Genomic DNA, 17,174 nt, shown 5'->3' on the forward strand with positions numbered 1-17,174 from the left:
GCAGCCCGACGTGCTGGCGCACGCCGGATCGTGACGATCAGGGTTCAGACGATGGGAGGCCGGAGCTCGCGCTGGGGCGACACGTCAGTGTGCGGAATGTCTTCCAGGGTTGTGACCGTAGACCCTGTCACGACTGTGAAGGTGACGGGCAGTGACGACAACGTCACGCCGTGGTGGCAACTGCACTGACGGCAATGATCGGACGCTGCGTTGTCGTTGAGCGGCCCACGATCGCTGTCTTCACCGGACGCTGCGATCTGCACCTGCTCAGTCTTGCCGCCAAACAGCTCGGCGAACTCATGCGGTTCACACGCCATCGTGATCCCTATCCGCATCAGGAACACAACCAGCACGAAGCCCGCCAGCGCAGGAGCGCGGCGCAGCGATGCAAGTCGGAAGGGGCGGAGATTAGACATCGTTGTCAGCATAGTGTGGAGGCTTGGCGTTACACAATCTCAGTGGGCGCGTTGTGCGGGCCGGCGTTCGGATCGCCGCGGACAGGTATCGGTCGAAACGCACCGGCGCTTGCGCTGCCCGCCCCCCCCGATGCGCGAAAACAACAATGCAGCGAAGTCGCGCGGGAACTGACCGACGATTTCACGCGCGTCCCGTTGCAACCGGCCAACGCGCAACATGGCCAGATGGCATCTAAGTTGCATCCTGGTGATGCGTTGGTTGCGGATATGCGCCCGCACTAAGCGCGAGAACGCTCTACCGCGCGCGCCTGTTCGCCGCGCTATTTCTGCAGCTTGCCACGCCCGCTCACCTGCTGTTCCCAGCACGACGATCCCTTTCATACCGATGAGCTCGATTGCGACGTCCTCGCAAGGCGTTTGTTGACCAGATAGCCCGCCACCAGCGCTGCCAGCGTGATGCCTTGCGCCGTCAACACCTGCACAGACGGATACACGCCCAGCCAATCAATTCGTGGAAAAGCGACCGGCGCGACAGCAAACCAGCCGGCCTCCTGCAGCGCGGCGATACCTTTTCCGGTCAGCACGACTGCGAGGATTGCCATCAGCAAGGAACTCAGCGAGAAGAACTGACCGATAGGCAGTCGCCGCGAAAAACGCAGCACCGCGATCGTCACACCGACCAGGATCAGCACTCCGGTGAGGAAGCCACCGATCACCATGCGGTTGTCACCTTGCTCATTCCACATCGCGGTGTAAAACAGAATCGTCTCGAATACCTCGCGATAGACGGCAACGAAGCTGAGCCCAAACAGGACCCAAGCCGATTGTCGCGACAGCGCTTGAGAGAGTTTTTCCTTGAGGTATTGCTGCCAGCGACCAGCGTGGCTCTTCTGATGTAGCCAAAGGCCGACACTGACCAGCACCACGGCGGCAAGCAAACCGGAAAGCCCTTCAACAACCTCACGCTGCGCACCACTGATGCTCACGACATAGGTGGCGACTACCCAGGTCACCACTCCTGCCGCAAGGGCACCCACCCAACCGGCATGCACGTACCGAAGAACATCGCGCCGTTCCGCCTTGCGCAGGAACGCAACCATGGCAATCACGATCAGCAACGCCTCCAATCCTTCGCGGACCAGAATCGTGAGTGCCCCGAGAAAGGCTGACCAGCCACCGCCATCGGCGCCAGCAAGCGCATTTTCGGCCTGATCCACCAACACAGAAACATCGCGCGCCAGTGCCTCAACCTCAACCGCTGAGGCACTGCGGTCGATGCTCCCGCGCAATGCCATCATCGCCTGTTCGACTTGCCGCATCAGGGCCGGTTGTCGCGCAGCGATGATGGGCTCCAACGGTTCAAAACCGTCCAGGTAGGCTGCTAGCGCTGCTGCCCGTGCTGCTAGATGATCGCCGCGCCGGTAGGCGGTGACCGTGTCGTTCAGTCGTGCACGAACGATGCCCCACTGATCGCCAGACGCCGCTGGGACGACCGGCGGGTGGTGACGCAAATAGCCCATTATTGCCTTGGCACGGATATCGCCAACTTCCGCGGCGAGTGTCGCCGGCGTCTTCTGCACCAACTGCTGAAGGTTATTCATGTCGAGGCGGTCGTCAAACGGGGCTGAAGCCTCCGGTGTCGGCGCCGGGTAGGCGATGCCGCCCACATGAAAAGCGAGCGCCCAACGGTCGTCGTCCGGCAGGCCGGCATAGCTGACCATGGCCGTGCTCTCAAGCCCCTGCGTGATGACCTGATAGAGCGCAAAGACGCTGCGCTCTCGTGCTCGTGCCTCGTCTGTGAAATCGACCGGAGCGGGATCAAGATTCCCAGCTGCCGAACCATCTCCAGCGCCAGTAGCACCATGGCACGTGGCGCACAACGATTGGTATAACGCTGCACCGCGTGCCAAATCCGGTGCCTGTGCAGGCGCAAGCGGAACCGGATAGGCCGCAATCAATTGAGCACCCAACTTCCGTGCAGCCGTTGCTACCTCATCGGGGGCCGCACGCTGCTCGACTAAAGCTGTCAGTCGCGCGGCTTCCTCTTTCAATGCGGCCTGCTGGGGTGTCGCGCGAAGCGCAGCGAGCTGCTTGGTGACCGTCATCGAGAATTCGCGCATCTCCGCGTATTCGGCATCGTTGATGATTGCTCCTGCGTGAACAGCGCCCGCATAGTCCACGGCGATATAGTCGAGCAAGCGCCAGGTGACAGCCGCTTCCGGATCTTGTGTCTGTCCAACGACCAGCGATGCCCATGCCGCGAGTAGAAATACAAGAGCGATCCGTATACGGGTCGTCGTCACACCCCAACGACGCAGGGACAAATGGGGAGAGGCTGGCGTCATTGGTCAGCCTCTGTTGGTTCTACCGCAGCGGCGTCATCGCGTGTCGATCGGGCCTCGCGCAGGATTTCCAGCGCTTCCTTAATGACATACAGGCCAATCAGCCCGCCAATCGCCAGATCCGGGACACGAGAGTCGAGCCATGCCACGAGGGCGCCAGACAGGATCACGCCGACATTCGCGACGATATCCGCGCGGGTGAAAATCCAGCTGGCCCTAAGGTGCACACCGCCATCACGAAGCGGCGACAACAACCGAAGGACCGCGACATTGACGACCAATGACAAACAAGCGATGCCAATCATCCAGGCGCCCTCAGGCGCGCTGCCATAAAGCGCCCTGCGCCCAACTTCGGCAAGTACGCCGACACCCAGCAGCAGGAGCACGCCACCGCTGGCGTACGCGGCGTTGACTTTGAATCGGACAGCGCGACCGATCGCCGCCAAACCGATGGCGTAGGCAGTCGCGTCCGACAACATGTCCAGCGCATCGGCGAGAAGTCCGGCCGACTGCGCGATCCAGCCCGCCATTGCGCCAATGACGGCCATGGCGGCATTGAGGCTCAACGCGACCCAAAGGACGCGGCGTTCCATCGCATTGCGGGCCTCGTGCTGACAACCACAGTTACTCATGCGGACTCCTTTTGAAGGGGCGGAGCTCGACGCAAGTGTCAGCGCCAGCGGCATCTGGGCATGATAAACCCCGTAGCAACTACAGGGTCAAGACATGAGAATCGGAGAAGCCGCGGCCGCCTTAGGCTGTCACTTGGAGACGGTCCGGTACCACGAACGGATCGGCTTGTTGCCGGTGCCGGAGCTCGCCGGTAGCGGCCATCGGGTCTATCAACCCGATGACGTGCGCCGCATGCGCTTCATTGCCCCGGACGCGAGCTCGGCTTTTGCTTGGATGAAATCCGCATCCTGCTGCAGTTCAGCGACGATCTCAAACTCTCCTGCGTCGAGGCCGACCAGATCGCTCGGCATCACCTCGACGAGATTCGCCAGCGTGTGCTTGAACTGACCGAAATGCCGCGACAACGTCAGGACACGATCTAGGCCTGTGGCGGGGGTGAACGGGGACAATGCGCCATAGAGCCGCGCCGGCGCGCCAGCGAAACGATCGGCCGACGGCGTAGAGACTCAGCATATAGGCCAGTGCATCGCCCGGACTGTCGAGGGAAACGGCCTACAGTCCGCTCGAACCGATCCAAGCGCCGATGGAGAATTCGCCAGCGAACAGGACCAGGCTGATCGCCAGCACGCCGACCAATGTGCGCCGTAGCGTCGCGTCCTGGGTGGCGGTCAGACTCTCGGCAGTGTCGTGACAACCGCAACTGGAGGTGGACGACTTGCACGTGGGCTGCCATGCTGAACCCTGTAGTTACTACAGAGTCAAGACATGAAAATTGGCGAAGCAGCCGCTGCCAGCGGTTGTCATATAGAAACCATTCGGTACTACGAGCGCATCGGACTCCTGCCGCGGCCAGCGCGCACCGGCGGTGGATACCGCGACTATCACGAGGACGACCTGCGGCGGTTGCGCTTCACGACCCGAGGGCGCGAGCTCGGCTTCAGCCTTGATGAGATCCGCAGCCTGTTGCAGTTGAGTGACGATCCAAAGTTGTCGTGCGCAGAAGTGGACCATATGGCCCGGCACCACCTCGCCGAAATCCAGCAGCGGATAAGCGAACTCAGGCGCATGGCAGACGAGCTGCAGCGCACGGTCGCGGCCTGCGGGGGCGGCGAGCGCGCACGATGCGTGATCCTCAATACGCTTTGGCGGGAACGACCCAACGCCGGCAAGGCCAATAGCCCAAGAGCGATGGTGCCGTGACCGTCAGGTCACGGAACTTCGTTCCACCGATGGATGTCCTTCTGGTGCAAGCCCGTCGTGCTGGCACGGGTCTTGGCCAACTAACATCCTTCGACTGTCATCTAGTTCCTGCAGAGTCTCTTCGCCGCGGATCGAGAAGCAAGACCGTGGCAATCACGTCCCGACCTGCAACACCTTTGCCTTGCTGGGTCGGGTGCTGGGCGGGCCCTCGTCTTCAAAAATCGATCGGCAGCGTGAAACTTTTTCCGGTAGCGCGGGTCTTAGAATCGTTGAAGGAAGTAGACTGCCCACATATCCTTGAGATCAAGCGCAAAACGACCATGCGTTGCTCCCCGAAAATCTTGACTTGGCTATGCCTGCTGGCGCTGGTCTTTTGCCAGACCGCAGCGGCCATCAACGCGTGCGGGCCGGTTCAATCCGGGCTGGGTATGGATACAGCGCACGCTGCGCCCACGATGCCCTGTCATGGTGCCGGCGAAGATACCGCACGCTGCGATGCTTCCCACTGCGTTGTCGGCCAGGCGCTGTATGACGTCAATGGCACAGCCTTTGCCGCGCTGCCAATCGCGCCCGATCACTTCGACTGGACATTCAACCGGATCGAGATGCGTATCGCACCGATGTCAGCGCGAGCGCGCGAGCCGGGGTATCCACCACCTCACTTCCTGGGGCGGCTGCTGATTTAAGCGCTAAGCCCGGTCGGATGCGCCAAACCTGGGCGCTGAACATCGAATCTTTGTCCTGCTGTGCATCTGGCGACGCGCGAGCATTCTTGCCGCCGATACCGCCGAACATCCCCCTGCTCGCGATAGGCCACTAGGTCTGTCCAGCTATTGGAGACCTCCCATGTCTATTTTCAAATCCACTGTCTTACTGTCGTTGTTGGCGTTGTCAATGTTCGTCCACGAAGCTGATGCCCGGTCGTCGCGCCAATCAGTGGGCCGCGTCACCCACGCCCATGGTGACGTTGTCGAACTACGGGTCTTTGATGGCTCACCAGCTGTAGGTGCTCTCTATGACCTTCGGCGCCGCCGGGCGCACAATCCCAAACGCGTTCCATTGACCCCAGTCGCCCCCGTGGCACAGGTGCGCGTCACCGAGGTCATCGACGACAATCTCGTGCGGGCCGAAGTCGTCGAGGGCTCCGCCCGGCGCCGAGATCGGGCGTTTCCTTCGGCTGAGACCCCTTAGGCCGCTGCATTGCATGCCCTGACGAGAGTACTTGGCACTGCGCCGCACGCAATCGAGCGGCTTGGCTGAGGTCCGAGATGCGGCCCGCCAGCGGCTCGGGCTGCTCGGCATGAGCGAGGCGCAGATCCGCGCTGTCGAACACGCCAAGCTGGCGCAGACCCGAATCAGCGTGGTCGCCCGCGACGGACATCGAGCACGTGGTCAAATCGGTTCCCGGAGTCAGCTCGGCACACGCTAAGTGCCTGACCGGCGGACGCTACATCGATATCGACATCGACCGTGCTGCGGCGGCGCGCCAGGGCATGAGCGTGGCTGGCGTGCAGTCGATCGTGTCGACCGCCATCGGTGGCGAGACGATCGGGTAAACCACCGAAGGTCGGCGGCGATTTCCGATTAGCGTGCGTTTTCCCCGTGAGCTGCGCGACAGCGTCAGCAAGCTCCGCAATCTGCCGCTGCTATCGCCAACCGGTGCGCAGCTGACACTGGGTAGCCTGACAAAAGTCCGCATCACTAATGGACCACCGATGCTGCGCAGCGAGAACGCCCGACTGAATGCGTGGGTCTACGTCGATATTCGCGGTCGAGACCTTGCTTCGGTCGTGCATGATCTACGCACCAAGGTGGCTCAAAATGTGGTCCTGCCCGCAGGAGTTTCCGTCGCATGGTCGGGCCAATTCGAGTATCTGGAACGCGCCGCAGCCAAGATGCGCGTCGTCGTTCCCTCGACGCTCGCGATCATCTTCGTGCTGCTGTACTTGACCTTCCGGCGCCTGGACGAAGCGGCACTCATCCTGCTCAGCGTTCCGTTTGCGCTGATCGGCGGATTTTGGCTGCTTTATGCCCTCGGTCACGCGCTGTCCATCGCCAGCGCCGTCGGCTTCATCGCACTTGCCGGCGTTGCCGCCGAATTTGGCGTCATCATGCTGCTGTACTTGAAACAGGCTTGGGAATCGCGACTGGCCAGCGGCGAAACTGCCACCACCGAAACGCTACTCGCCGCGATCCAGGAAGGTGCTGTACAGCGCGTGCGCCCTAAGGCCATGACTGTCGCGGTCATCATCGCTGGCTTGCTGCCGATCATGGTTGGCACCGGTACTGGCTCCGAAGTCACGCAGCGCATTGCCGCGCCCATGGTCGGCGGCATGATCAGCGCGCCGTTGTTGTCGATGCTCGTGATGCCGGTGGCGTACCGACCGCTGCGGCGGCGCCAAACCGCGTGCAAACGCCCGGACCCACAGATATCCACGCAGTGAAAGGTTGGCGGTCGAGTCGCCCGAAATCGTTCGGGAACTCGCAACCAAAAAGCCCCCCTCAGCTTGCTCCGGGAGTTCAAGAGCAACCGACTTCACCGCGAACGGCGGTCCCGCAAGTTGACTGATGGCGAGTATCTCTTAAAAGGACAGCGAACCGCTCAAATACATAGGCAGATGAGGCAGTTTTCGGCGGTTAATCAATCACCTAACAATCCCATTGCGGGAAATCGCGCATTTACCGGCAGAGCCTCCCATTGGCTGAACCAGCTGCCATCGGCGCCGATCGATGGCAGTGGATGGCGCGCGAGGGAATTTGCGCCGGCTACATGGTGGGGCGTTGATCGTGTTTGCGTGTTTCGTTCCACCGTCTCATGGAGGCTCCTCGGATGTGCTGGACAAACGGGGAGCTGCAAGAACGGTTGACATCCCAATTGCGGCGGCCACACGGAATCACTCTCTGGCGATTTCCCACACCATCGGCAAAGCGTTCTTGCCGAGAATCGCGCAGTCGATGCAAGTGACTAATTCCGGTCCACCTTGACCAGCGATCAACTTGAACACCATGTTGGCGCGCAGCGACCGACCGTTGCTCAATACCTTGAGTTCGTAGAAGGGCAGGGAAGCAGCACCCCGCTGTGGGCCAAAAGAGACGTCAACAGTGTCAGGCACTCCGGCTGCCAAGTACGTGAGTTGGCCTTTGCCATCTTCTTTCAGAGTGACTTCGGCAGATGGCTTACCCTTGCCATTGAGGCTGATGAGCCGTGTTGGATCCCATCGACCGAAAATGTGCCAACACAGCATCAAAAACGATGTAATCAAGACAGCAGCGTAGACCCTTTGCATTTGACTATTCCTTGTACCCGGATGAATCATCTGACTCTACCGGACTGGTCTGCAGGCGCGTCGAAAAACGCGCATTGAACTACCGTAACGGCCATCCGGTGCCCGCGCTTACTTCGAGCCATTGCCAGGTCGCCGAGTACTCAGATACGTGCGCTTCCAGGCCAATCTCAATTGAAGTCGGCGAAACGACACAGCGGACGAGCACCGAGAACGTTGCCCTATGGCAGCATATAGATACCCTTCGAAACCTTTTTCACGATGCGCTTTATCGACAGGGCCCCAAATGCGCTCGCGATCGCGATCCGCCACTCCCGGTCGCTGGTGTCGTCGGGGAGCGGTACCTGTGGCCGAATGCGATCAGCCAATTTGTTCACGACGAATGTTTCGCCAGGCGGGGCGCGCACCAGGTCGGCCTGGACGCAGGCAGCCGCTGCCCGATAGAGCAGCGTTGTTCCGGTCGGTAGCGGTGGTAAACCCAACGCCTTGTGGCGCGCATTGCTACGAGCATGAGCTGAAATGGCCAAGACAAAGAGCGCCAAGGGCAGGGCCCGGATCGAACTCCAATCGGGTGTCTCGGAACCCAATGACGAGAGCGCCGCATCAATCTGAACCAAACGATTCAAGAGTTCCGGCGACGGCCTCGGGACCCGAGGCCGGAGTTCACCGGCGCAGGCAAGACATTCAAACTTCGTTCGCGTATGCGGCATCACCATTTTGCAACGCGCACAAGATTGTGCGAGCAAGGGGCCGATGCAGGTGCCTCCAGGATACGGGTCATCCAACTGCTCAAAATAGGCAAAGAACTCGCGTCGAGACTTGGCGTACCAGAAGTAGACGGGCGCTGAGTGCTGGCTGGTCAGAAATCCACGCCAATAGCGCCGTGGATCGTCCGTATCTTCGAGCTCGAGCACCCAAGCGCCCCACTTGGCAGACCAACCCAACGCGACGGTGCGCAATGGCTCAAATCGGGCCGCGCTTTCAGCTCGCACGATAGACGCCGCCGCCGAGTGGTGACGGGCCTTAGTCAATCGTTCACGGGTCTTGGGCGACTCAGTCAGCGCGTTCTGGAACAGACCCGCCGGGCGCCAAGCCAATCCCTCGCAATCGAACAGGGCAATACAGACCGTTGTCGCACGCGAATAGGCACAGAACAACTCCTCATCGGTCAGTGAATGCGCATCAGCAATGACGACCGCAGGCGATTCCATTCCGCGAAATCGAGCCGCAGTCTCGACATCAATACTTCGGCCCGCCAATCGAGCAGTCATCGCGAGCTTGCTGACCGAACTGGTCAAGACCACAATGTCGCGCTCGCTCATTCCCTCTTTGATTAGTTTGTCGATGCAGGATTCAAGCTCGGTAGGCGAGGGGTCCAAGATGCGTTCCTGCAGCGTGTCCTCGGCCGGCGCGCGCGACGAGCTCACTTGGTAGCTCGGCTTGGCGATATCGATCAAGCGATCGGTGATCGCGCGTGGCATCCGCGCGACCTGGGTCAGCAAGTAGGAATCCGATGCCCCGACAATTGTCTGGATTTCGGCTAATCCGGCCCCCTCGCGCTCGAAACAGAAACGCTGGGTCTCGTCGCAGAACGCAGTGGCCGGTCCCGACCCAACGGACCTAATCAAGAGTTCAAGCCAGGCAGGGCGGAACGCTTGTGCCTCGTCGACCACCAACGCGTCGAAACGTGGAAGCGCGCTCTTCGCCAGGGCCGCTGATAAGTCACTCAAACATTCGTGGTCGAACCAATCCCGAGTGTCAGTGACCGGACAGCGCTTAAGAACGCGACGTGCATCAGCGCAGTACTTGTGCCAGTGCGTGGCCAAGCAATTCGGGCCGAGGCTAGCCAGCTGCTCACGAAGGCGGTCCGCGAGCCGCGCGTTGAATGTCACAACCAGCACCCGCTTGTTCTGGCGCGAGAGCATCCGCACCAATTCGATGGCCAACAGGGTTTTGCCCGTTCCTGGCCAACCCGTGACAACATTCCGCTGATTTCGGCCGAGATGCTGCAAGGCGCTCGCCTGTTCAGGTGTCAGGCGCAACCAGAATTCGCGATCCGTCGCAGCGCGCGCTGCCCACATGGGGCTGCCATCAAAGGCTGGACACAAGGCGTCCAGGATCTGATTCAAGCGGAGATCGCCTAACGCCCCAACCCTCAAGGCTCGCCGCCAGTATGCCATCAGGTCAATGACTTGTTCTCGCATTTTCGGTAACGCGCTCTGATCAATCACGATCCGTCTCGGCGACCCCATAGAGCGGTCAACCAGCCCGGGCCCGAGCGCCGCGTCCGGGAACACGCTGTGCGGGAACACCAAACCATATCCGATTTTGACATTCACGCCGGTGCCGCCGAGCCAGCGGGCCAATCCATGGACGTTGTGCCGGGTTTGTCGAAGCACATCGACGTCTGTGCCGCACGTGACTCGCGCGAAAGCCGCACCGTGAATCGTGTAGCGACCTGACTTCACTTCCAATGCCAAAAGGCCATGGTCCGGGTGAAGAATCAGAAAGTCGATCTCGCCTGTGGGCGCATAGTTGGGATCTACGGATCGGACCGCCGCACTCAGCCAAGGCAGACTGTGGATGACGACGAAGTCGTCCGGGAGTTGAGACTTGAGAAGATAGAAGACGCTGTACTCGCCGGGTGGCGCGTCAGCCTGGATTGGTCCACCCGCCGGAATCATGCGGGCCATCAGTGCGTCTGCCCTATGCCAGTCAAGGTTGCCAACACGACGTTCATTCGCCAATGCGCCATGATCCGACTATTCGTCATCTTCGCTGTCCGGATCCACTGCCAGCAACTGCGATAGCGCTTCCTGGATCGACTCCAGCTTGCTTATCATGTCTGACACCTGATCATCGAGGTCGGCGGCCAGTTCAAGCAGGTCACCGATCTTGCTTCGCGCCCCCTCATTGAGGGCGGCCACGGCCAGTTGATGCAACCGAAGCAAATCCGTGCGGAGCTGCAGCGGGCGGCCACCTTGCCCGTCTTTGAAATCATCCCTCAGCTGATCAACCGTATCAACCGCTTGCAACAACGCGAGCGTGTCGAATTCTTGGTCCGAAAGGCGGTTCTTCGCGGGTTTGTTTTTACGCTGTGTCATGGTCCGACCCCCAAATCCTCGGTCAATATCGTTACGCGCCAGAGTTATCTAGAATGCTTCCGGGAGAATTGCCTGGATTTCGGTGAGGCTCGCATGCAGTTCTGTCGCGAGTGCCTCGATGTGCCCTCTCGGCGACTTGAACTCCTTCAACAACTGGCGACGCATCTCGGTCGCTTCGTTGCCTCCCGTATGAGCGGAGAGCTTCGATCGCAGTTGCTGAAGCTGCTCCAGCGGGGCCACGAGTTCGCGGGCACGCTCGTCATCGACACTAAGTCCAATCAGCGCCTCGCGTAGCCACCTGATAGAACGCCAACTTTTGTCTTCGGGGCGTCCCAGCGTCTTGGCCAATTTCTTCAACGCACCATGATCGAGCCCTTCAACAACGACCTTGGTCAAGTCGATGATGACGTCATCCCAAGGCTTGAGCGCGGCCGTGAGCGGGTAGTTCACATGGTCGAGCAATTCAGGCTGCTTGAGACGGAACCAATGCGGGCATTCACGATGGAGTCGAGCCAGCAAGGCCTTCAAATCGCGCAGTCCATTAGGTTCCGTGTCTGGTCTTCCCTCGAAGTCACTGACGAACGCACGCTTTGAGATGGTCCCTTTTGGAGGCTCATTAAACGACTTCCAGTAGCGCTGCTCGGCGATCGGTAGGTTCCCCAGGTAGACGATGTACGTCTGAACTTGTGCAGCTTCGTTGACGTCGTAGGTCTTCAGCGACCACGCGTTGCGACAGCTCAGCGTGCGGTCAGTCAAGCGGTATTTTTCTCGATCAGCCTTGTACTTGTCGAGTACTTGTGACTTGAAGAACACCGGTGAGGTTTCATAGGGAGCTCTGGAATCTGGCTCAAAATAGCTTGCCAGCGCGTCAGGCGAGCAGCTGCATTCGACGACCTGATCATTCTTCCTATCCTGGACCAGGAACGTCTCGTACTCCTCGGCTGCGTGGACTCGAGCGTACGCTAACTCCCCTAGTTCACGAGCCGATCTCGCTGGCGCAACAAACTGTACACCACGAAAGCACGAAGCCTTCTCATAGATTGCGAACTTGCATACCAAGGTCCTTTCATCATCCGTGTACCTCTTGATGCGATTCGGATCGAATGGTATGTCGAATGTTGGTAGCCACGCACAATCAAACATTTGCGCGAGACAAGCATTGGTACTTGCAAGATAGGCCTCGAGCACCTTTCCATCGATCCACACCAGTGTCGCCATGTCGTCGGCTGAAAGGCGATGCTCAATCACACCCGCAATTTCCTCAATATCGCCCTCATCATCCAGCCGGCACCAAGCCATTCGCTCTTCGAGCCAATGCAATCCGTGGGCGATGGTGATGTCCTGTGACAACTCGAAGTAGGTCTTTTGGCCAATTCGTCCATCAAAAGATCGGCCGAAAACCAGTTGGGTCGCGCCTTGCAATGGCTCTGGCTGCTGGTCGTCCCAAGGTGTATGCCGTTCGATGCGAGCGCCATCTCCGCCGCCATAAACCAGGCCACAAGTGGCTGCGTCGAAGGGGTTGGCACTCCATTCTGTCAGCCTGTCCCAGGAGCGTTCGATGTTCGTCGCCGGTACACTCACCGCATGCACGAAGATCGATGAAGTGCCTAGAGAAGAAGCATATAACGCTACGCGTTCACTGCTGCGCTGCATGCGCAGCCACTTAAAGAACTCAAGGGACTCAAGGTCAGTTGCATTCCCTGCTCGATGGCCTATTTGCCATATCACATCCAGCTTCATGGTAGCCATAGTGTGAGGTGATTTTTTGGGACCCAATTGCTTACCGAGTTTGCGATGTAATCCTTACAACCGCAAGAACGCTTTTCAGTTTTCTGATGCCGAGCCAGTATGGGCTTGCGCCGTGCTCAGACGATGTCCCCTCGCAACACGCTGGGTGACATGGTAGCCGCTTGCTGCTCTTCCTCGGCCATCGTACTGCGGCGCTGGCCGGGTTTCGATTTGATCTTGTTTCAGACTTCCAAGCAGATGGCATCCTGGAGAACGATTTCGCGTGGCAGTTTCGCGACCAAAATGGCTAGCGCGTCATTTTCGCCGCTTCGCGCTCTTTCGCCGAGGGGATGCTCTCGAATCGCGCGGCGAAGACGGAATCGCGTCAGCATCGCAGGGCATCAAGTATCGTTGCACTGACCGGGCATCCCGCAGCCCCATTGAGGTGGCCAGCGTGCGCGCATGTAAGGCATGGATCTGACCTAACGCGTGCCCCAAGGTGGCGCGCGCCTGCCGAATATTTAGCGGCTCGGCCAGTCCCGCTGCCTCGCCAGCCTTTCTCAGGATGCGCCAAATGGAGATGCGGGAGAGAGAGCCCCCGGATCGGCTCCGAAAAAACAGGCTACGTGGCCGAACTGGATCAGCGAGCGCCCGCCAAGCGCTAGAGCGCTCGGTTCGAAGGGGTAGCCAATCGCCAGAAGTGCTACGTCGAATTCGGCCAAGCGACAAATCGACGTCTTGCTGCTGAAGTGCTGCGACCTCGCCAGCGCGGAAACCATTGAGAACTACGGCCTCAAATGCGGCGATCGACTGTTCGCTGAATCCCTGCAATGCAAGGATGCGTGACAGTCCAGCAAACGGTGCTGGCAATTTCAAGGGAGCGTTTCGCATGTTGCTAATGTAACATAAATGCAGTAACGTTACACTAGTCAAAAGGAACTACGAAGGTATCGGGGTATGGCACGGCGAAAGACCATTAAAGTTGGCGACCTATTCGCAGGAGCGGGCCTCTTCAGCCAAGCGTTCAATGAGGCAGGAGGGAATTTGAAGTTTGCGATCGAGCTCGACCCTTTGGCCGCGAGTTCCTATGCCCGAAACGTCGGAACCGAGATCAAGACCGGTTCGGTTGTGAGCCAAAAGGTCTTCCCGGCTTGCGACGTTATCGTCGCCGGCCCACCTTGTCAGGGGTTTAGCACGCTCGGTCGACGCGATCCGAAAGATGTTCGGAATAGCCTGTGCCTAGTCGTCCCGCAGTGGGCAGAACGCTGCCGTGCACAAGTTGTGGTCGTCGAAAACGTGCCTCCGTTTTTGGCGTCTCCGTCATGGAAATTGATGCGTGACGCATTTGAGGCTCGTCAGTATGAAGTCGCCACTTGGACTTTGGATGCAGTTGACTTTGGCGTGCCGCAACGTCGACGGCGATCATTCACGATCGCTTCGAAAATCGGACTTCCGGAACCGCCCAAGCCTGTCCAAGCGACGACAATTGCTCATGTTTTCAAAAGGCTTCGACGCAATGATCCGATGCATGTTTGGCCGGAAGGCTCGGACTTGATGAAACACCGACTCGCGCTGCTTCCCGAGAATGGAGACCGTCGCGATCTACTTTTGGCTTCCCCTGAACTGTGTCCACCCTCATGGTGGAAGATCGGATGTCAAGCGACGGACGTCTGGGGTCGCATGAAGTTGAACGCACCCGCCAACACTCTGCGCTGTGACTTTCAGAATCCGTCCAAGGGTCGTTATGTGCACCCAACAGAAAGTCGCGTGATCTCGCTTCGGGAAGGCGCTCGCCTCCAACAGATTCCAGACTCCTGGGTGCTCAATGGCCACCGAACAGCGATTACGCGCCAGATTGGCAACGGCGTGCCGCTTGGTCTGGGCCGGGCAATAGCGCAACAGGTCATGAACTTGTTCTAAGTCCCGCAGCGAGATATCCCGGTCCGCTGGCGCGAACTATGTAGCATCCGTTCCAGGTGTGACTTGTTCGTCGTCCCTTTCATCACGCTCAAGGGCTTCAATGGCACCCAGGTGAATCGCTCTGGCGCGCTCGATCAAGTCGATCAAGCCAATGACCTCCCATTCTTCGCTTGGGCCGCGCTTCTTGATCTCTCGAAGCAAGCGCTTGCTGCCTTCCGCGCGCGAATTGGAATCTGGCATCGCACCAATGAGTATCCCGGTGACAGACACTGGTTTACCGGGGTACTCGGTTTCCAGGAAATCGTTAACCTTGCTGAGGTAGCTCTTAAGCTGTTCAAGATGTTCATAGGCGAGTGGCAGGCTCGGGGATTTCAGCTCGACCACTACGACATTTCGCGGGTCGGTACCGGTCCCGAGTAAGAACACCAGATCAGGCCGCTTCAAGTCTTGAATGGAGCTACTGACGTCGGCATGGCAGTCGATACTCAGGCACTGGGCAATCTTGGATACGACTTTGCTCATATCCATATCACTGACAATCGGGCGAATCCACTCGGGTCGAACCAACCAGGGCTGCGCTTTGAATAGTTCGTGAAGTTGTTTCTCTGAGCCAATTTTCCGCCAGTGCTCGGCCCCCTCGATTTCGAGCGCGATCAATGCTCTGATTCCATCCCGTCTGGCGCGATAGAGTTTAAGCGCATCGCTCTTCTCAATCGCCGCCAATTCCCGTAGCTCCTTTGCAACACGCCCAATCGTTTCGGGGTGGGTACCGAGCTCGCTCAATCGAAGGAGAACTTCGGTCGCGTTGGCTGCATTCAGTACCAAGGGTACGATCGTCCGGAATTCCTCACTGTCAACACCGTGCCTGGCCGCCATTGTCGTGATCAGCTTCTTCGTAGCCGAGCGCGTTCGTGAGGGGAGCTGCGCGGCAATCTTGGAAAGCATTTGAGAATTCGGGTTGGAGTCAATCTCGGTTTCGGCCTGTTTGTCCCGAAACTTGGAGTGAGCCGCGATGGCTGCCTTCATGATTTCGGTGATCAGTCCCAGGAATTTCTCGACCAATTCGCTGTCCTGACGGAGGTTGGTACGATTCGTGTTGATGATGTCTACACCAAATCGATCAAGGTCGTCCGCGACGACGATGCACTCCATGTACGACTGAGCATGGAAATTGTGCATACCGGTCGGCAAGTCAAGCAGGGTCGGTCCGGCGGCCAAGCGGCCATTGCAGTAAATGCGAGCGCCGCGTTTTGCTGCGGGCAAGTGAGAGCCCATGCGTCGAAATTTGACTTGGTACTTGAATTCAAGCGGTGCCATCAGGTCAATAGATACCGTGGCCGTCGAAAAGCCTTCAGCGTCACCACCGACCGGGTGAATGAACTCGTAGTCTGCGGCTGGCAATTCCACGGGCTCACCATTCAGCCTGATATCGAACTCTGTCGCCGGAATTCCGAAGAACGCTTCTGCGATCGTGTTGCGGATGCTGTCAACATTGTTCCTGACCGCATCGCACTTGAGCCCACTGAGCTCGACCTGGGTGTACTGCAGTGATGGCGGAAGGCCATCAATATATTGGGCGGGCAATTGGGTAGCCGTCAAGTTAGTCGCTTTCGCCAACTTCGCAAAGTGCATCTCGAACCGGGTGGCGAAGTCTTGCCCCGCACGTTTGGTCTCGATTGTCACGCACTCGGCTGAACCAAATCCCGCAAGCTTCCCCAGGCCTTTACGTCCCATCGCGTACCGCTTGCTGGTTTCCGTTCGGACGTTTGTTTCCAGGCCGGCGGCGTCCAGTCGTCGCTTTCGATTGATTGGCAGGAAAATCTGCTCGATCTGAGCAGGCGTCATGCCATGTCCCTTATCCCGAATCGTGACCTTGATTGCTTCCGGCAGGGCCATCAGCAGCACACGCGATCGGTGATGCGCGACGTCATTGCCGGCAGGGTCTGTATCCGATTCGGACGCCGACTTGGCTGAATCTCGGACACGCTTTCTCGCCACAGCAATGTCTTCGACGGGAACAGTAATCTCGACAATAGGCGACTCTGCGTCATAGGCATTTGCGACAAATTCCACCAGACACTTTCCCAATGTGGTGTACATATTGATGCCCAATGCTTCCAGCATGCCACCCTGAATACTCATCGTGAATGCGTCGGGACGAGACAATGGCATAGGCCCTCCAAGTAGCCACGCTAGTGTGGCAACAAGTGTCAAACAGAACAAGGCGGACGTCGCTGCGGTTAGCTGGCTGTCCACGGACTCGGAGGTTCGAGAGCACCTCGGTCAACTATTTGACTTGGAACAACTTGGTGCGTCTGGGCCATGGGTATGCGCTGTTGCCGCCACTGCGCATATATGATCTCTGAGATGGCGTTCCTGAGAGCCATCATTGAATTCAGATCGGCTTAGACTTGGTACTCGACATGACAAAGCCATTTTGGACTGTTCCAACCGATTCGGAATCTGCGCTCGGACTGCAGTTACTGACCTGGCCAGCGATCCGCGTAGTGCTAGACCGCTTGGACCTGTCGGACCGTTCCTTTCCGC

General features: G+C 58.9%; 18 protein-coding genes and 1 pseudogene. 8 read left to right on the forward strand and 11 right to left on the reverse strand.

Features of this window, described 5'->3' with window-relative positions; genetic code table 11:
* Positions 1 to 44: 44 nt before the first annotated feature.
* From C7S18_RS08575 to C7S18_RS08590, 4 genes are read right to left on the reverse strand one after another with little or no spacing between them, the layout of a single operon-like run.
* The gene (locus C7S18_RS08575; RefSeq protein ID WP_106891167.1) at positions 45 to 428 is read right to left on the reverse strand and encodes a hypothetical protein; all 384 of its coding nucleotides are present in this window, start codon (positions 426 to 428) and stop codon (positions 45 to 47) included.
* A gap of 27 nt (positions 429 to 455) precedes the next feature.
* Positions 456 to 797 carry a DUF3703 domain-containing protein gene (locus C7S18_RS25305; protein WP_106891168.1) on the reverse strand — a complete coding sequence of 114 codons (342 nt, stop codon included), beginning with the start codon at positions 795 to 797 and terminating at the stop codon, positions 456 to 458.
* Complete coding sequence (locus tag C7S18_RS08585; RefSeq protein ID WP_106891169.1) at positions 794 to 2,761, reverse strand: FTR1 family protein; 1,968 nt, start codon at positions 2,759 to 2,761, stop codon at positions 794 to 796. Before C7S18_RS08585 ends, C7S18_RS25305 begins: the two co-directional genes overlap by 4 nt.
* Positions 2,758 to 3,390, reverse strand: a complete 633-nt coding sequence (locus tag C7S18_RS08590; RefSeq protein WP_106891170.1) for a cation efflux transmembrane domain-containing protein — start codon at positions 3,388 to 3,390, stop codon at positions 2,758 to 2,760. Before C7S18_RS08590 ends, C7S18_RS08585 begins: the two co-directional genes overlap by 4 nt.
* Before the next feature lie 94 nt (positions 3,391 to 3,484).
* Between C7S18_RS08590 and C7S18_RS24915 the strand changes: the two are divergent.
* Positions 3,485 to 3,574 (forward strand): annotated as a pseudogene (locus C7S18_RS24915) (MerR family DNA-binding transcriptional regulator); the annotation flags it as partial.
* A 26-nt stretch (positions 3,575 to 3,600) separates the two neighbouring features.
* Here the strand turns inward: C7S18_RS24915 and C7S18_RS25310 are convergent.
* Positions 3,601 to 3,840, reverse strand: coding sequence for a hypothetical protein (locus C7S18_RS25310; RefSeq protein WP_425481119.1), 240 nt, complete (start codon positions 3,838 to 3,840; stop codon positions 3,601 to 3,603).
* Positions 3,841 to 4,156: 316 nt separating this feature from the next.
* Between C7S18_RS25310 and C7S18_RS08600 the strand changes: the two genes are divergently transcribed.
* The 6 genes from C7S18_RS08600 (at position 4,157) to C7S18_RS08625 (ending at position 7,035) form a co-directional block, all read left to right on the forward strand.
* Positions 4,157 to 4,591 carry a MerR family transcriptional regulator gene (locus tag C7S18_RS08600; RefSeq protein WP_106891171.1) on the forward strand — a complete coding sequence of 145 codons (435 nt, stop codon included), beginning with the start codon at positions 4,157 to 4,159 and terminating at the stop codon, positions 4,589 to 4,591.
* Between the two features lie 146 nt (positions 4,592 to 4,737).
* On the forward strand, positions 4,738 to 5,277 hold the full coding sequence (locus C7S18_RS24190; RefSeq protein ID WP_146151831.1) for a hypothetical protein: 540 nt from the start codon (positions 4,738 to 4,740) through the stop codon (positions 5,275 to 5,277).
* Positions 5,278 to 5,437: 160 nt separating this feature from the next.
* Positions 5,438 to 5,782, forward strand: a complete 345-nt coding sequence (locus tag C7S18_RS08615) for a hypothetical protein (RefSeq protein ID WP_106891174.1) — start codon at positions 5,438 to 5,440, stop codon at positions 5,780 to 5,782.
* A 61-nt stretch (positions 5,783 to 5,843) separates the two neighbouring features.
* A complete protein-coding gene (locus C7S18_RS25315) occupies positions 5,844 to 6,020 on the forward strand; it encodes a hypothetical protein (RefSeq protein WP_425481098.1) in 177 nt (58 codons plus the stop codon).
* Complete coding sequence (locus C7S18_RS25220; protein ID WP_240624010.1) at positions 5,980 to 6,147, forward strand: hypothetical protein; 168 nt, start codon at positions 5,980 to 5,982, stop codon at positions 6,145 to 6,147. The genes C7S18_RS25315 and C7S18_RS25220 overlap by 41 nt, the downstream gene beginning before the upstream one ends.
* A 33-nt stretch (positions 6,148 to 6,180) precedes the next feature.
* The gene (locus tag C7S18_RS08625; RefSeq protein ID WP_240624011.1) at positions 6,181 to 7,035 is read left to right on the forward strand and encodes an efflux RND transporter permease subunit; all 855 of its coding nucleotides are present in this window, start codon (positions 6,181 to 6,183) and stop codon (positions 7,033 to 7,035) included.
* A 450-nt stretch (positions 7,036 to 7,485) separates the two neighbouring features.
* Here the strand turns inward: C7S18_RS08625 and C7S18_RS08630 are convergent, their stop codons facing one another.
* The 5 genes from C7S18_RS08630 to C7S18_RS25320 form a co-directional block, all read right to left on the reverse strand.
* Complete coding sequence (locus C7S18_RS08630) at positions 7,486 to 7,908, reverse strand: hypothetical protein (protein ID WP_146151832.1); 423 nt, start codon at positions 7,906 to 7,908, stop codon at positions 7,486 to 7,488.
* Between the two features lie 188 nt (positions 7,909 to 8,096).
* Positions 8,097 to 10,568 (reverse strand): nuclease-related domain-containing DEAD/DEAH box helicase, encoded by a 2,472-nt coding sequence (locus C7S18_RS08635; protein ID WP_106891177.1) that lies wholly within the window; start codon positions 10,566 to 10,568, stop codon positions 8,097 to 8,099.
* Positions 10,569 to 10,637: 69 nt separating this feature from the next.
* Positions 10,638 to 10,979, reverse strand: coding sequence for a transposase (locus tag C7S18_RS08640; RefSeq protein WP_106891178.1), 342 nt, complete (start codon positions 10,977 to 10,979; stop codon positions 10,638 to 10,640).
* Positions 10,980 to 11,027: 48 nt separating this feature from the next.
* On the reverse strand, positions 11,028 to 12,719 hold the full coding sequence (locus C7S18_RS08645) for a hypothetical protein (protein WP_146151833.1): 1,692 nt from the start codon (positions 12,717 to 12,719) through the stop codon (positions 11,028 to 11,030).
* Positions 12,720 to 13,022: 303 nt separating this feature from the next.
* Positions 13,023 to 13,598 carry a tyrosine-type recombinase/integrase gene (locus C7S18_RS25320; RefSeq protein ID WP_106891180.1) on the reverse strand — a complete coding sequence of 192 codons (576 nt, stop codon included), beginning with the start codon at positions 13,596 to 13,598 and terminating at the stop codon, positions 13,023 to 13,025.
* A 66-nt stretch (positions 13,599 to 13,664) separates the two neighbouring features.
* Between C7S18_RS25320 and C7S18_RS08655 the strand changes: the two genes are divergently transcribed.
* Positions 13,665 to 14,627: a DNA cytosine methyltransferase gene (locus C7S18_RS08655; protein WP_106891181.1), complete on the forward strand. Its 963-nt coding sequence runs from the start codon at positions 13,665 to 13,667 to the stop codon at positions 14,625 to 14,627.
* Positions 14,628 to 14,663: 36 nt separating this feature from the next.
* Here the strand turns inward: C7S18_RS08655 and C7S18_RS08660 are convergent, their stop codons facing one another.
* A complete protein-coding gene (locus C7S18_RS08660) occupies positions 14,664 to 16,799 on the reverse strand; it encodes an ATP-binding protein (RefSeq protein WP_106891182.1) in 2,136 nt (711 codons plus the stop codon).
* Positions 16,800 to 17,174: the final 375 nt, after the last annotated feature.

It is taken from the genome of Ahniella affigens (assembly GCF_003015185.1).
Classification (GTDB): Bacteria; Pseudomonadota; Gammaproteobacteria; order Xanthomonadales; family Ahniellaceae; genus Ahniella; species Ahniella affigens.

Bases quoted from the DNA above. Each gene is read 5' to 3' on its own strand.
- C7S18_RS08575 (WP_106891167.1), bottom strand. From the start codon at position 428: ATGCTGACAACGATGTCTAATCTCCGCCCCTTCCGACTTGCATCGCTG.
- C7S18_RS25305 (WP_106891168.1), bottom strand. From the start codon at position 797: ATGAAAGGGATCGTCGTGCTGGGAACAGCAGGTGAGCGGGCGTGGCAA.
- C7S18_RS08585 (WP_106891169.1), bottom strand. From the start codon at position 2,761: ATGACGCCAGCCTCTCCCCATTTGTCCCTGCGTCGTTGGGGTGTGACG.
- C7S18_RS08590 (WP_106891170.1), bottom strand. From the start codon at position 3,390: ATGAGTAACTGTGGTTGTCAGCACGAGGCCCGCAATGCGATGGAACGC.
- C7S18_RS08600 (WP_106891171.1), top strand. From the start codon at position 4,157: ATGAAAATTGGCGAAGCAGCCGCTGCCAGCGGTTGTCATATAGAAACC.
- C7S18_RS08615 (WP_106891174.1), top strand. From the start codon at position 5,438: ATGTCTATTTTCAAATCCACTGTCTTACTGTCGTTGTTGGCGTTGTCA.
- C7S18_RS08630 (WP_146151832.1), bottom strand. From the start codon at position 7,908: ATGATTCATCCGGGTACAAGGAATAGTCAAATGCAAAGGGTCTACGCT.
- C7S18_RS08635 (WP_106891177.1), bottom strand. From the start codon at position 10,568: ATGGCCCGCATGATTCCGGCGGGTGGACCAATCCAGGCTGACGCGCCA.
- C7S18_RS08640 (WP_106891178.1), bottom strand. From the start codon at position 10,979: ATGACACAGCGTAAAAACAAACCCGCGAAGAACCGCCTTTCGGACCAA.
- C7S18_RS08645 (WP_146151833.1), bottom strand. From the start codon at position 12,719: ATGAAGCTGGATGTGATATGGCAAATAGGCCATCGAGCAGGGAATGCA.
- C7S18_RS25320 (WP_106891180.1), bottom strand. From the start codon at position 13,598: ATGCGAAACGCTCCCTTGAAATTGCCAGCACCGTTTGCTGGACTGTCA.
- C7S18_RS08655 (WP_106891181.1), top strand. From the start codon at position 13,665: ATGGCACGGCGAAAGACCATTAAAGTTGGCGACCTATTCGCAGGAGCG.
- C7S18_RS08660 (WP_106891182.1), bottom strand. From the start codon at position 16,799: ATGCCATTGTCTCGTCCCGACGCATTCACGATGAGTATTCAGGGTGGC.